The sequence below is a fragment of the Diaphorobacter sp. HDW4A genome, from assembly GCF_011305995.1.
Classification (GTDB): Bacteria; Pseudomonadota; Gammaproteobacteria; order Burkholderiales; family Burkholderiaceae_C; genus Diaphorobacter_A.
In genome coordinates this window covers 5,321,198-5,334,355 of record NZ_CP049910.1, presented here as the reverse complement: position 1 = coordinate 5,334,355, position 13,158 = coordinate 5,321,198, and the positions used below count along the sequence as shown (strand labels likewise).

Annotated in this window: 12 protein-coding genes and 1 pseudogene; 6 read left to right on the top strand and 7 right to left on the bottom strand. The window is 64.4% G+C overall.

Features of this window, described 5'->3' with window-relative positions; genetic code table 11:
• The first annotated feature begins 3 nt into the window (after positions 1 to 3).
• Together G7047_RS24380 and G7047_RS24375 are read left to right on the top strand one after the other, a co-directional pair.
• Entirely contained in the window at positions 4 to 987 is a 984-nt protein-coding gene (locus tag G7047_RS24380) for a ketopantoate reductase family protein (protein WP_166310852.1), read from the top strand.
• Between the two features lie 51 nt (positions 988 to 1,038).
• A complete protein-coding gene (locus G7047_RS24375) occupies positions 1,039 to 2,022 on the top strand; it encodes a tripartite tricarboxylate transporter substrate binding protein (RefSeq protein WP_240939248.1) in 984 nt (327 codons plus the stop codon).
• 12 nt (positions 2,023 to 2,034) lie between these two features.
• Here the strand turns inward: G7047_RS24375 and G7047_RS24370 are convergent, their stop codons facing one another.
• Positions 2,035 to 3,036 carry a tripartite tricarboxylate transporter substrate binding protein gene (locus tag G7047_RS24370; RefSeq protein ID WP_166310850.1) on the bottom strand — a complete coding sequence of 334 codons (1,002 nt, stop codon included), beginning with the start codon at positions 3,034 to 3,036 and terminating at the stop codon, positions 2,035 to 2,037.
• A 51-nt stretch (positions 3,037 to 3,087) separates the two neighbouring features.
• The gene (locus G7047_RS24365) at positions 3,088 to 4,299 is read right to left on the bottom strand and encodes a muconate cycloisomerase family protein (protein WP_166310848.1); all 1,212 of its coding nucleotides are present in this window, start codon (positions 4,297 to 4,299) and stop codon (positions 3,088 to 3,090) included.
• Between the two features lie 160 nt (positions 4,300 to 4,459).
• On the opposite strand from G7047_RS24365, the gene cynR reads away from it, so the two are divergent.
• Both cynR and G7047_RS31560 read left to right on the top strand, forming a co-directional pair.
• Entirely contained in the window at positions 4,460 to 5,362 is a 903-nt protein-coding gene (gene cynR, locus G7047_RS24360) for a transcriptional regulator CynR (RefSeq protein ID WP_166310846.1), read from the top strand.
• Positions 5,363 to 5,371: 9 nt separating this feature from the next.
• Positions 5,372 to 5,500: pseudogene (locus tag G7047_RS31560) on the top strand (hypothetical protein); the annotation flags it as partial.
• 68 nt (positions 5,501 to 5,568) lie between these two features.
• On the opposite strand, the gene G7047_RS24355 reads toward G7047_RS31560, so the two are convergent.
• The 5 genes from G7047_RS24355 to G7047_RS24335 all read right to left on the bottom strand — a co-directional run bounded on the left by G7047_RS24355 (position 5,569) and on the right by G7047_RS24335 (position 10,484).
• Positions 5,569 to 6,192 (bottom strand): hypothetical protein, encoded by a 624-nt coding sequence (locus tag G7047_RS24355; RefSeq protein ID WP_166310844.1) that lies wholly within the window; start codon positions 6,190 to 6,192, stop codon positions 5,569 to 5,571.
• 12 nt (positions 6,193 to 6,204) lie between these two features.
• Entirely contained in the window at positions 6,205 to 8,430 is a 2,226-nt protein-coding gene (locus tag G7047_RS24350) for a xanthine dehydrogenase family protein molybdopterin-binding subunit (protein WP_166310842.1), read from the bottom strand.
• Positions 8,427 to 8,897, bottom strand: a complete 471-nt coding sequence (locus G7047_RS24345; protein WP_166310840.1) for a (2Fe-2S)-binding protein — start codon at positions 8,895 to 8,897, stop codon at positions 8,427 to 8,429. The genes G7047_RS24350 and G7047_RS24345 overlap by 4 nt, the downstream gene beginning before the upstream one ends.
• 135 nt (positions 8,898 to 9,032) lie before the next feature.
• A complete protein-coding gene (locus G7047_RS24340) occupies positions 9,033 to 9,941 on the bottom strand; it encodes a LysR family transcriptional regulator (RefSeq protein WP_166310838.1) in 909 nt (302 codons plus the stop codon).
• A gap of 81 nt (positions 9,942 to 10,022) precedes the next feature.
• The gene (locus G7047_RS24335) at positions 10,023 to 10,484 is read right to left on the bottom strand and encodes a PACE efflux transporter (RefSeq protein WP_166310836.1); all 462 of its coding nucleotides are present in this window, start codon (positions 10,482 to 10,484) and stop codon (positions 10,023 to 10,025) included.
• 70 nt (positions 10,485 to 10,554) lie between these two features.
• Here G7047_RS24335 and G7047_RS24330 point away from each other — a divergent pair, with 70 nt between their 5' ends.
• Together G7047_RS24330 and G7047_RS24325 are read left to right on the top strand one after the other, a co-directional pair.
• Positions 10,555 to 11,502 carry a LysR family transcriptional regulator gene (locus tag G7047_RS24330; protein WP_166310834.1) on the top strand — a complete coding sequence of 316 codons (948 nt, stop codon included), beginning with the start codon at positions 10,555 to 10,557 and terminating at the stop codon, positions 11,500 to 11,502.
• A gap of 49 nt (positions 11,503 to 11,551) precedes the next feature.
• Entirely contained in the window at positions 11,552 to 12,814 is a 1,263-nt protein-coding gene (locus G7047_RS24325) for an amidohydrolase (RefSeq protein ID WP_166310832.1), read from the top strand.
• Positions 12,815 to 13,158: the final 344 nt, after the last annotated feature.

Below are 13,158 nucleotides of genomic sequence, written 5' to 3'. Positions count from 1 at the left end.
GACTTGAACGATCAAGCACAGAACATTCTCATCATCGGCGCGGGCGCCATCGGCTGCACGCTCGCATGGCATCTGAGTGGCAAAAAAGCCAACGTGACGCTGCTCGCACGTGGCCGCGCACTGGAGGCCATCAGGCAACAAGGCATCACGCTGCACAAAGGCGCACAGAATCGCGGCACACGCCTGATTCAGACGATCGATCATCTGCATGCCGCGCTCCACTGGGATGCCATCTTCGTCTGTGTGAAGCAATATGATCTTGCCGGCGTGATCGCATCGCTGCAACACGCCGACTGTCGGAACGCGGTGATCATTCCACTTGTCAACGGCATTCCATGGTGGCTTCTGCAAACCCATGAGCGGCTACGTCATGAAGCGCGCGAGGCGTGGGGGCCCGCGTACGCCGGTTTTCCCGATGTCGATGCCACAAGGCTGATCGGCGGCGTGATCCACATACCGGCACAGATGCGCGATGCCTGCACCGTCGAGCAGGGCGGGCGCGACACGTTGGCGCTGGGCGAGATCGATGGTTCCATGAGCGAGCGGCTTGCGGCGCTGGTGGCCACCATCGACCAGAGCGATCTGCAATGCAAGGCCAGTCATCACATCCAACATGAGCTCTGGAACAAGCTGCTGGGCAACGCCGTGTTCAACCCGGTCAGCGCGCTGACGAATGCCACCATGCACCAGATGCTGAACGACCCCGGCCTTCGAACGCTATGCGCGCAGCTCATGGGCGAGGTGATGCAAGTCGGTAGCGCGCTGGGCTTGCCGCAGGATATCAGCGTCGAGGCACGCCTTGCACAGTCCGAGTCCGCTGGCCATGCGCGTACCTCCATGCTGCAGGACGCATGGGCTGGCCGGCGCATCGAAGGCGACACGCTGGTTGGCAGCGTATCGCGCATCGCACGTTGCCTCGGCGTCGCGACCCCCATGCTGGACGGCATCTGGGCCTTGCTGCATCAACGCTTCATGCGCGCGAGCTGACGGGTTCATCACTTTTTTTCCACCACAACCAAAGACAGAGGAGACATCCCAATGACACACCGAATGAAACTCACAGCCATTGCAGCCGTTGCACTGACGTTTGCGGGCCTGCATTCTGCGCATGCAGACACCTACCCCTCCAAGCCCATCAACATCATCGTGCCTTTCTCGCCCGGAGGCGTGACCGACGTGATGGCGCGGCTGGTCGCCACCAAGCTGCAGGAGGATCTGGGTGCGGCCGTGATCGTCGTGAACAAGCCAGGGGCCGGAACCATCATCGCAACCAACTATGTCGCCAAATCACCGGCAGACGGCTACAACATCCTCATGGCCGCTTCGTCGTTCACCATTGGCCCGAGCCTGTACAAGGAGAAGGCCGGCTATGACCCGGAGAAGAACTTCAAGCCGATATCGTTGCTCGCCACGGTGCCGCACCTGCTGGTCGTGAACCCCAAGCTGCCGATCACGGACGTCGCCTCGCTTGTCAAGAGCATGAAGGGAAGCGACAACGCGAAGGCCAACTTTGGCTCCTCCGGTGCGGGCACATCGAACCATCTGGAAGGTGAACTGTTCGCCTCGATGGCTGGCATCCGACCCGATCACATTCCGTTCAAGGGCAGCGTGCCCGCGCTCACAGCCATCGCGGGCAACGACGTAAGCTTCATGTTCGTGGACATTGCGGCAGCCAAGCCGTTTCTTGACAGCGGCAAGATCCGCGCATTGGCGGTAACCACGGCCAAACGATCGGCCTTGCTGCCACAGCTTCCGACGGTGGAGGAGTCCGGCCTCAAGAGCTTCAACGCCACGCCATGGCTCGGCTTTGTCGCTCCCGCTGGAACGCCCGACAGCGTGATCGCCACACTCAACAAATCACTCGCCAAGATGCAGAACGATGCGCAGGTGAAGGAGCGCTTCGCCTCCATGGGAATCGAGCCGGTTTTCAACAGCGCGGCCGATTTTCACAAGTTCATGCTGAGCGACCGGGCGAAGTGGGAAGCGGTGATCACACAAGCGCAGATTTCTGCGGTGGACTGACGCCACCCCCCATCAATCCAGACGGATGTTCCGCTCCTTGATCAGTTTGCCCCAGCGGTCGAGTTCCTTGTTCAGGTGCGTACCCAGCTCCTGAGGCGTGGTGCCAATGGGCTCCGCGCCCACGGACTCGAGCTTCTTGAGGGTTTCTGGGTCCTTCATGCCGTCGTTGAGCACCTTGTTGAGCTTGGCGATCACGTCGGCGGGCGTACCTGCGGGGGCGAACACGGCGAACCAGGGCGAGACCTCGTAGCTCGGCACGCCGGCTTCGGCAATCGTCGGCACGTCGGGCAATGCGGAGGAGCGCTTGGCGGTCGTCACGCCGAGCGCGCGCAGCTTGCCGGACTGGATGTGCGGGCGCGCCGAGGTGATGCTGTCGAACATGAGATCGACCTGGCCGCCGAGCATGTCGGTGATGGCCGGGCCGCTGCCCTTGTAGGGCACGTGCAGGATGTTGATGCCCGCCATCGATGCGAACACCTCGCCTGCGAGATGGATCGACGTGCCGTTACCAGCGGACGCGTAGGTGAGCTTGCCCGGGTCCTTCTTGGCGTGGGCGATCACTTCCTTCACCGACTTGTCGGGGTTCTTCGCGGCGTTCACCACCAGCACATTGGGCACCACGGCGAGCAGGCTGATGGGGGCGAAGTCCTTCACCGGGTCATAGCTCAGCTTGGCGTAGAGCGCCTTGTTGGTGGCCATGCCGATGGAGGTGATCATGATGGTGTAGCCGTCCGCAGGCTGCTTGGCGACGTAGTCCGCACCGATGTTGCCGCCCGCACCGGGACGGTTTTCCACCACCACGGCCTGACCGAGCACGCGCGCGGCCTTGTCACCGAGCGTGCGTGCGATCACGTCCATCGCACCGCCAGGCGGGAACGGCACGATCCACTTGATCGGCTTGCTGGGCCAGTTGGCTTCAGGTTGCTGGGCACTGGCCGCTGCGGGGATCAGTGCAGAGCCGACGATGCTGGCGGTGGTACCGAGAAGAACGAGGGAACGGCGAGTCAGATTCATTTGCTTGTCTCTTGGATGATCGGTGTTGGATATTGAATGTTGATTTCAGCCTCAATGGGCCTTGGCTGCAGTCATGCGCCCCATGTCCACATGCACAGCGTTCAAACCGTCGCGCGCACGGTCGAAACGCGCGAGGCATTCGGGAACGACCTCCACGCCAAAACCCGGACCGTCGGGCAGCACCAGTTCGAAGTCACGCAGTTCCATGCGTTGCTCGACGATGTCGTCCACCAGCAGCTGCGGGCCGAAGAGTTCGCAGTTGTGGTGCGCGCCGGGCAGGGTTGCGAAGACGTGGGCCGATGCGGCGCTGCCAATGGAGGTTTCGAGCATCGTGCCGCCATACCAGCCGATGTCGGCCGCCTGCGCGATGGCGGCCACCGCGCGGGTGCGGATCAGGCCGCCGTGCTTGGCGATCTTGAGCGAGAACACATGGCAGGCCTTGCTCTTGGCCAAGCGCATCGCGTCCTGCGGCGAGCACACTGTCTCGTCGGCCATCACCAGCGCGGTGTGTGGCAGCGTGGCAGTCAATGAAGCGAGGGCTTCTTCGTTCCACTGTGCGACGGGTTGTTCGAACAGCGTGACGCCCGCGTCGATCAGCTCGGGCACATAGCGGCGCGCGGTGTTGCCGTCCCAGGCCTGATTGATGTCCACCGTCATGCTCGCGCGACCGTTCAACGCCCGCGCGATGCGCGAGACATGGGCCACATCGCCTTCCGGCGCACGCGCTCCGATCTTGAGCTTGAAGATACGGTGGCGACGGATTTCGAGCATGCGTTCGGCCTCTTCGATGTCCTTGACGGAATCGCCGCTGGCCAGCGTCCACGCGAGCGGCAGGCTCTCGTGCACCTTGCCGCCCAACAGCTGGTATGCAGGCACGTTCATCGAACGCGCCACCGCGTCGATGGCAGCCATTTCCACGGCGCTCTTGGCAAAACGGTTGCCCTTGCAGACCGCATCCATCTTCTGAAGGAGTGCTTCGACGCGGCCCGCATCGAGACCCTTCACCGCAGGCGCAAGATAGTTGTTGATCGCCAGAAGAATGCTCTCGGGCGATTCTTCATTCCACGACGGACCACCGATCGTCGCCGCTTCGCCGAAGCCGCAGGCACCGTCACTCAGCCACAGCTGCACGATCACGGGACTTTGGCGCGAGATGGAGCCAAACGAGAACTTGTGCGGACGAATGGTTGGAATGTCGAGGATGCGCGCCTCGATGCGGTCAATGCGCAGCAAGGGAGTTGGCTGAAGGGCGGATGCAGTCATGGTCGTCAGCTCAGGCGGCTGAAAGAGGTCAATTGATGCGGAAGGTATCGCCATCCATGCATTGAATCCAATGGTATATATTGCACATTTCGTTCGATGATGTCGAACATTGATTCAATCAAGGGTAAACCCTTGCGACATTTTGTGAGCAGGACACACCATGGAACTGCGCCAGATCCGCTATTTCCTGAGCGTGGCGGAAACCGAGCACCTCACCCAATCGGCCCAAGCCCTGTTCATCACGCAATCCACGCTGTCGCACGGCCTGAGGCAGCTCGAGAGCGAGCTCGGCATGCCGCTGTTCGACCGCATCGGACGCGGCCTGAAGCTCTCGCAGGCGGGTATCGCGTTTCGCAGCTATGCGCAGCGCGCGCTGCAAGAACTCGACGCCGGACGCATGGCGCTCGCCGACATGGCGGGCCTGCAATCGGGCACGCTCACCGTGGGCGTGATTCCCACGTTTCTCACGCATTTCATTCCCGACGTGGTGGCCGCGTTCAGCGCGCAATATCCCGGCGTACAGGTGATGGTGCGCGACTTGCGAAGCGGGCAGATCGAGGAGCAGCTCATCGCCGGCCAGCTCGATCTGGGCATCGCCTTTCACCCCGCCGGCCGCGAAGAAATCGAGGCCGAGCCGCTGTTCGATGAGCGCATGCATCTGGTGGTGCACGAGAGCCATCCACTCGCAAAACGGCGCACGCTGCGTATGCGCGATCTGGCCGATGTGCCGCTTGCGCTGCTGCCAGTGAGCTTTGCAACGCGGCGGCTGATGGATGCCGCATTCGCCGAGGCCAACACCAAGCCGCAGGTGCGAGTGGAAATGGAATCCGTCGATGCCCTCCTGCTCGCCTGCCGCAGAGCCCCGCAACTCGCGACGATTGCGGCGGAACATGCCGCCACGCATGCGGGTGCCGACATGCGCGCCATCCTGCTCACGGAGCCGCGCACCGTGCGCCGCGCGGGCGTGCTCTGGCGGCGGGACGCATCACGCAGTGCGGCGGCAAGGGAATTTGCGGGGCTGCTCAAGCCTGCGGTGAAGCAGGTGCAGAAAGCGGCCGCATAGGACAACTGGTTCCGCGAACAGGTGCAGGCCAGCATCAACGATCCACGCCCAGATGTTGTGCATGAAACCGTCGAAGCAGATTTCGCTGCACGACGCACCGCACTGCGCAGAAAGATCCGATCACAGCGCTCTTCATGAACGTGTCTTCGCGATCTTTGACTGATTTACGACCGGGAAACTGCCGCGCCACACGGGATTGCTCTCTTTCACTTCGCAGCGCTCGTGTCTCCAGAACACGGCATCCCCGCCTTCGCCCACACATCCAGCTTCTGCAGAAACTGCTCATGCGAGATGCTCGGCGTCGAACGTCCATTGCCCGGGTTCCACGCCCAGAGCACCAGCGGGTCGATGCGCATATGCTCGATGACCTGCTCGGACGTCTTGCGGCCGCCATTGCGCTCGGGGTCCTTGATCTGGTGGCAGATCTGCGCGCGGGTCTTGCCTTGCCAGGACATAGAGAGCGGCGCGAGGTGCCAGTGTGCCGCGCCGGGCACGCGGCCGTCGGCGCTGTTCTGGCCCTGATGGCAGGCCGCGCATTGCATGGTGGCCGCGCCGGTGCCGTGCGCGCCGCGTATCACCTGTTGCAGATGCGGGACGGAGGCATCCGTTTGCGCAGGGCGTTGGTCCTGGTGGCAGTTGAGGCAGCGCGGATGGGTGAGCACACTGGCGACGGGATCGAACAGCTTTTCTGCGGACGGACCTGTGGGCGCTGCGGCATTGCCGTCCGCCGCGAATGCGGGTGACGCGGCGCACAGCAGCGCGGCAACCACGACCGCATTGATGCGCTGGATGAGCTCTGGAACTCCGGGAGCGTTTGGCTTCTTGAACATGGCGTGCGCTCCTCAGGCAATCGTGAAATGGTGCGACAGCGGCAACTCGCGTACCGGTTGGCCGGTGGCCGCGAGGATGGCGTTGGCCAGCGCCGGGGCCACGCAGGGAACGCCGGGCTCGCCCGCGCCGCCGGGCTTCTCGCCGCTCTTGATCACCTGCACTTCCATCGGCGGGCATTGGTGCATGCGCAGCACGGGGTAGTCGTCGAAATTGGACTGGCGCACCTGCCCTTTCTCGAGCGTCACCTCGCCCATCAGCGCGGACGAGAGGCCGAAGACGATGCTTGATTCCATCTGCGCGACCACGAGGTCGGGGTTGATCGCGACGCCGCAGTCGATGGCGCAATAGACCTTGTGGACGGTGAGCCGCCGGTCGGCAGAGACGCTGGCCTCGACCACGTTCGTGACGTAGCTGCCGTAGGACTCATGCACTGCGATGCCTCGGCTCACTCCGGGCTTGGGCGGTGTGTCCCAGCGCGCCATGCGGGCGACGGCATCGAGCACCGCGAGGTGGCGTGGCTTGTCCTTGAGCAGCGCGCGGCGCATCTGGTACGGGTCCTGCTTCGTGGCCAGCGCGATCTCGTCGAGAAAGTGCTCCACCGCGAACGCGTTGAACGAATGGCCCACCGAGCGCATCCACAGCACCGGCACCTGAAAGCGCGGCGTGTGCAGATCAACGCGCACGTTGGGCACGGCGTAGGGAAAATCCTCCGCGCCCTCCACCGAGAGCGCATCCACGCCGTTCTTGACGATGAAGGGCTCCATCACCGAATCGGTCGCGATGGACTGCGCCGCGATGCGGTCGCTCCAGCCGACGATGCGGCCACTCGCGTCGAGCGCCGCGCTCACGCGGTGATAGGCGCTCGGTCGGTAGTAGCCGCCGCGGATGTCCTGATCACGCGTCCAGATCATCTTGACGGGCTGCTTCACCGCCTTGGCGATGTTGGCGGCCGCAATCGCCACGTCAAACCCGAGCGTCGAGCGCCGCCCGAAGCCGCCGCCGGTAAGCGTGGTGTGCAGCTTCACGTTCGCGGGCGGAATGCCGAGCACGCGCGCGATGGCGTTCTGGTCGCCCTCGGGCCATTGCGTGCTCATCCAGACTTCGGCGCTATCCCCGCCGCGCCAGTCAATGACGGCGTTGAGCGGCTCCATCGGCGCATGCGTGAGATACGGGAACCAGTAGTCCGCCGTGAGGCTGCGCGCCGCGCCCTTGAGCGACGCGTCCACATCGCCATCCTGCCGCGCCACCGTGCCGCCGAGGTTCATGAGCGACGCGTACATCGCGCGCTGATCGCGGCTGTCCACGCGCTCGCCGAGCGTCCCGTCGTACTGCGGCTGCAGCGCCTGGCGCGCCTGCGATGCGGACCAGTAGTCCTTGGCGACCACGGCCACGCCCTCGGGCACGTCGTACACGCCCACCACGTTGGGCAGGGCGAGCGCGACCGCCTTGTCGTAGCGCGCCACCTTGCCACCGAAATACGGCGGGCGCGCGAGCAGCGCGGTGAGCATGCCCGGCACCTGCATGTCGATGCCGAACAGACCCGATCCATCCACCTTGGTGCGCGCATCGAGGCGCCGTGGCGACTGGCCGATGATCTTGAAATCCTTCGCGTCCTTCAATTGCGGATTCGAGGGCACGGCGATGCCCGCCGCGTCGCTGGCCAGCTCGCCATAGGTCGCGCTGCGCTTGCTCGCGTCATGCAGCACCCGGCCCTTTTCCGTGCGCAGCGTGGACGCGTCCACGCCCCATTTTCTGGAGGCCGCCGCAATCAGCACCTCGCGCACGGCCGCGCCCGCCTTGCGCTGCGGCTCGTATTGCGCGATGGTGGTGAGGCTGCCGCCCGTGAGCTGCTGGTGCATGATCGGGTGCTGGTAGGCCTTGTCGGTAGGCGCCTGTTCCCAGCGCACGCGGCTCCAGTCGGCATCCATCTCCTCGGCCACGAGCATCGGCAGCACGGTGGCCACGCCCTGCCCCATCTCGGTGTGGCCGACGATCACGGTCACCACATCATCGGGCGTGATGCGCACAAAGGCATTGGGCTGAAAGACGGGCTTGCCGCCTGCAGTGGTCTGCGCCTCGGCCTCGTTGCCGAGGGTCGGCAGATAGAAACCCGCGAGCAGACCGCCACCGGCGAGTGCCGAGAGGCGCAGAAAGTCGCGGCGACCTTCGGAGGACGGCGCGGCCTGCGTGGTCTGCCTGGCTTGTGCGGCCAGCGCGTTAACGAGTATGCGTTTCATGCTGCACTCCCTGGGCCATTCGCGATCCTATGGATCGCCGCCCGGATGCGCGGGTACATGCCGCAGCGGCAGAGGTTACCCGACAGCGCCTCGTCAATGTCCTTGTCCGTGGGCTTGGGAATCGCGGTGAGCAGCGCCACCGCCGCCATCACCTGACCTGACTGGCAATAGCCGCATTGCGGCACATTCAGATCGGTCCACGCGGCCTGCACCTTGCGGCCGATCTCGGTGCCGCCGATGGCCTCGATGGTGACCACCTCGCGCGTTCCGACCGCCTGCGCGGGCATCACGCAGGAGCGCACCGGCTGGCCGTCCACGTGCACGGTGCAGGCGCCGCACAGGGCAGCGCCGCAACCGAACTTGGAGCCGGTGAGACCGCAGTCCTCGCGCAGCGCCCAGAGCAGAGGACGTCCCTGCGCGATCTCCACATCCCGTGTCTGGCCGTTGACCTTCATCTTTGCTGTCATGGGGCGATCCTTTGTTTTTCGATGTCCTCTGCGCGTCGCACGCATGGATCGACCCAGTGTATGAATTTATTTACTCAATAGTTGTCAGCTATTTTTGACGAAGCTGTCGGTTTGTTTGAACAATACTTGTTGCGCTCATGCCGCCTCGAGGTACGGCGCCAGCAGTTCGGCCAGCCAGTCGGCCACGGCCTGCACCCGCGCAGGGCGGTGCTTGCGATGCGGGTAGACGAGATGCACCAGCAATGCGGGCGCGCGATGGGAGGCCAGTACCTCGACCAGCGCGCCCTGCACCAGAAAATCCACCACGCTGTAGCGCGGCACCTGGATCAGCCCCGAGCCCGCAAGACAGGCGCTGGTGTAGGTGTCGGTGCTGTTGACCAGCATACGGTGGCGCATCGCCACGCTCTGCAGCACGCCCTCTCCATCCACATGGTCGAACGACGCGGAATGCGCCTTGCCCGGCGGCGCGTAGCCCACGATCCAGTGCTGCGCCAGATCCGCCAGCGCATGCGGCTCGCCATGCTCGGCGATGTAGCCGGGGCTCACGCAGTTGACGAGATCGAACGAGCCCAGGGCGCGCGCCACGAGGCCATTGTTGGCCAGTGCCCCCACGCGGATCACGCAATCGACGCCCTCCTGGATGAGATCGGCCATGCCGTCGCCCGAGCGCACGCACAGCTGCACGCCCGGAAGCCGCCGCAGCAGCCCCGGCGCGGCGGGAATCACGAGCTGGTTGGCCATGCGGTGCGGCACCTCGATGGTGACCGGTCCGCTCAGTTGCTCGGGCGTCTGGCGAAAGAGGTTGTTCAGCGTGTCCGCATCGGCGAGCAGCTGCCGTGCGCGCTCCAGCAACAAGAGCCCGTCGGGCGTGAGCTGCATCTGGCGCGTGGTGCGGTAGAGCAGCCGCACGCCCAGATCCTGCTCAAGCTGCGACACCGCCATCGACAACGCCGCACGCGACACCCCCGTGACCTGTGCGGCCTGAGAAAAACTGCCGTGCTGCGCAACCTGAACAAAGCTGCGCAACGGACCAAGTCTGTCCATGCATCACTCCCGCAGCCCAGAAGTGGGTGCCGAAGGCAATGCTAATGGAACGCCCGGACAATGTGGTGTATGGGCGGTCGATCAAGCCTTCACCGGCAAACCCTGCGCCGAGGCCGGCAACCCGAACATGCGGTCAAACGTCCAGTTGAACGCATACGTATAGACCAAAAAAAACACCAGCAGCCCCGCCTCCATGACCGTAGCTTCCCACAGGCTTACGCCGAACCACCAGGCCATGAGCGGGATGAGAACCAATGCGAGGCCGCCCTCGAAGCCGACGGCGTGCACCGCGCGCCGCGCGATGGAGCGGCCCTTGACGGGCTGGCTGGCTTCCCATTTTTCGAACAGGGTGTTGAAGGTGACGTTCCAGACAATCGCGATGGTGGACGCGGCGATTGCCATGGCGCTGGAGTGCCCTGCCTGCTGGCCCAGCGCCATGAAAAGACCGCTGGAGACGATGATGGCAATGGTTTCGTACAGACCGACATAGATCACGCGGCGCCACGGGCCTTGCAGGCCGATGGCATGTGTTGTTTGACTCATGCCCGCAGTTTATGCGCCTTGAATTGAAGAAAAAAGTCAGATTCTTTCAGTTAATCTGATAGATTGAGCCATGACTGTCGCTTCTGCATTCACTTCAGACAATGTGCAGGTGTTCCTCGCCGTGCTCGACCAAGGCTCATTCTCGGCGGCGGCGCGCTCGCTCTCGCGCGTGCCTTCTGCCGTGAGCATGACCATCGGGCTGCTCGAGGCCGAGCTCGATCTGCAGCTCTTTGACCGCCGCACCCGCGAGCCGCGCCCCACGCCCGCCGCACTTGCGCTGGAACCCCAGGCGCGGCTGCTTGCGCAGCAGCTCGCCCAGCTCAACCGGCAGGCCGAGGCGCTGCAGATGGGCCTTGAGGACCGCCTCACCTTCGCCATCGCGCCCGAGCTGCTGTCCACCCACTGGGCCGATGCGCTGACGCCGCTGATGGCCGAGTTTCCCGCGCTCGCGGTGGAGGTGCTGGCCGCGCCGCAGACCGATGCGCTGGAACTGGTGCACAGTGGCCGCGCGCATCTGGCGCTGGTGTTCGAGCGCCCGGCCATCGATGGCCGCGAGGATTTTCAGGAAATGGGGCAGGAGACGCTGCTGGCCGTGATGTCGCCGCAGTACCCGCCGTGGAAGGATGCTCAGGCCGAGCTCGGCGAAGCGGCCAGCCTCAACGTGTCGCGCCTCGCGCTCGCCCGCCAGATCCTCGTGGCCAGCCGCGATCCGCAGCAGACCGATCTGCGCTTCGTGTTCTCGCGCCAGCTCTGGCGCACTGACAGCCATCTGGCCGCCCTGTCGCTCATCGGCGCGGGTCTCGGCTGGGGTTGGTTGCCCAAGAGCCTAGTCGATTCGCACATCCACACCGGCCACCTGATGGAAATCCCGGTGGAAAACCTGAGCAATGGCACTACGCTGTTCGTCGACTGGGTCTGGTCGCGCGAGCGCGCGCTGGGCCTCGGGGCGCAGCGCTTCATTGCGCTGATGCGTGAGCGCAGGAACCAGTCCCTGCAGCTGCCGACGGCGTCGCGCTGATCGCTCCCGTCATCCTCCATTCATCCGTCCCAACGCGTCGTTGATCTCCATGCCCCCACCCATGCCGCCTCCCTCATCGTCCGCCAGCAAGAAGAAAACATCGGCCGCCTGCGCGCCCCGCCATATCGACAACGCGCTGCTCGCCGACGGGCAGCTGGTGCGGCTCACGATCCACCAAGGCCGCTTTGACGCCATCGTTCCCATGGCCGATGCACCCGCTTGCAGTGATGCGCACGATCTCGGCGGGCTGCTGGTGCTGCCGCTGCTCGTCGACGGTCATCTGCATCTGGACAAGACCTTGCTCGGCCTGCCCTGGATGCCGCATGCCGCCGGCCCCACGCGCGCCAGCCGCATCGAGACCGAACTGCGCCTCATGCCCACGCTGGCGCTGTCGACCGCACAGCGCGCAGGCCACCTGATCCGCACCTGCGTCGCGCACGGCACCGGCACGCTGCGCACCCATGTGGACGTGGAACCGCAGAACGGTTTGAAGGCGCTGGAAGGCGTGCTCGAAGCCCGTGAGGCGCACCGCGACTGGGCGCAGATCCAGATCGTGGCCTTCCCCCAGACCGGCGTGATGCGCGCTCCCGGTACGCTCGAACTGCTCGACGCGGCGATTGCCGCCGGTGCCGATCTGGTCGGCGGCATGGACCCCTGTGAGGTCGACTGCGACCCCGCCGGTCAGCTCAACGGCATCTTCGCCATCGCACACCAACGTGGCGTGGGCGTCGATGTGCATCTGCACGAGTCCGACGAGCTCGGCCTGTTCTCCATCCGCGAAATCTGCAAACGCGCCAAGGCCCTCGGCATGCAGGGCCGCGTGACCATCAGCCACGGCTTCTGCCTCGGCCACGTGAATGAAAGCAAGGCCCGCGCAACGGCAGACCTCATGGCGACTGCAGGCGTGAACCTCGTCACCCACGGCGCCGCATCGCATCCTTTGCCGCCGTTGGCACTGCTGCGCGAACACGGCGTGACGGTGTTCGCGGGCAACGACAACGTGCGGGACATCTGGTCGCCCTACGGCACGGGCGACGCGCTGGAGCGGGCCTCGCTCATCGGGTGGCGGGCGGATTGGCGCACCGATGCGCAGATGATGGATGCGTTCGATCTGGTGACTGTATCCGCTGCTCGAGGGCTTGGTGTTGCGTTTTCTGGGATTGCCGCTGGAGAGGTTGCGAGTTTTTTTGCTGTGCGTGCTGGGGGGGTGGCGGAGGCTGTGGCTGCTCGGCCTGTGAGGGAGATTGTGGTTCGGGAGGGGCGTGTTTTGGCGCGGGGCGGGGTTGTTTGTGATTTGCTTGTTTCTGTTTGATTTTTCGCTTTTGTTGTTGGGTTGAGGGCGGAGGCCGGGTCTCGCCCCGGCGGGCGAGTAACTTTTTGGTCTTGCCCAAAAAGTCACCCAAAATGCGTTTTTCAATACCCGCGGCAGAACTCACTGCGCGACTGCGTCGCTCCGTTCGAGCAACCGCCGCGAGTCAGAATTTTCATAAGAGGAATATTCGGCACGTCGCTTTGCTCGTGGCGCTCATCTCGCGACTTCGCGAGATGTTGGCTACCGCGAGATGTTGGCTACCGCGAGATCATCCTCACGCAAAAGCGCAGTGGGCATCTGAGCCCCAACGCAGCTATGCAAACACCCCCGGCACGAGCGCAGCG

Bases quoted from the DNA above. Each gene is read 5' to 3' on its own strand.
- G7047_RS24375 (WP_240939248.1), top strand. From the start codon at position 1,039: ATGACACACCGAATGAAACTCACAGCCATTGCAGCCGTTGCACTGACG.
- G7047_RS24370 (WP_166310850.1), bottom strand. From the start codon at position 3,036: ATGAATCTGACTCGCCGTTCCCTCGTTCTTCTCGGTACCACCGCCAGC.
- G7047_RS24365 (WP_166310848.1), bottom strand. From the start codon at position 4,299: ATGACTGCATCCGCCCTTCAGCCAACTCCCTTGCTGCGCATTGACCGC.
- cynR (WP_166310846.1), top strand. From the start codon at position 4,460: ATGGAACTGCGCCAGATCCGCTATTTCCTGAGCGTGGCGGAAACCGAG.
- G7047_RS24355 (WP_166310844.1), bottom strand. From the start codon at position 6,192: ATGTTCAAGAAGCCAAACGCTCCCGGAGTTCCAGAGCTCATCCAGCGC.
- G7047_RS24350 (WP_166310842.1), bottom strand. From the start codon at position 8,430: ATGAAACGCATACTCGTTAACGCGCTGGCCGCACAAGCCAGGCAGACC.
- G7047_RS24345 (WP_166310840.1), bottom strand. From the start codon at position 8,897: ATGACAGCAAAGATGAAGGTCAACGGCCAGACACGGGATGTGGAGATC.
- G7047_RS24340 (WP_166310838.1), bottom strand. From the start codon at position 9,941: ATGGACAGACTTGGTCCGTTGCGCAGCTTTGTTCAGGTTGCGCAGCAC.
- G7047_RS24335 (WP_166310836.1), bottom strand. From the start codon at position 10,484: ATGAGTCAAACAACACATGCCATCGGCCTGCAAGGCCCGTGGCGCCGC.
- G7047_RS24330 (WP_166310834.1), top strand. From the start codon at position 10,555: ATGACTGTCGCTTCTGCATTCACTTCAGACAATGTGCAGGTGTTCCTC.
- G7047_RS24325 (WP_166310832.1), top strand. From the start codon at position 11,552: ATGCCCCCACCCATGCCGCCTCCCTCATCGTCCGCCAGCAAGAAGAAA.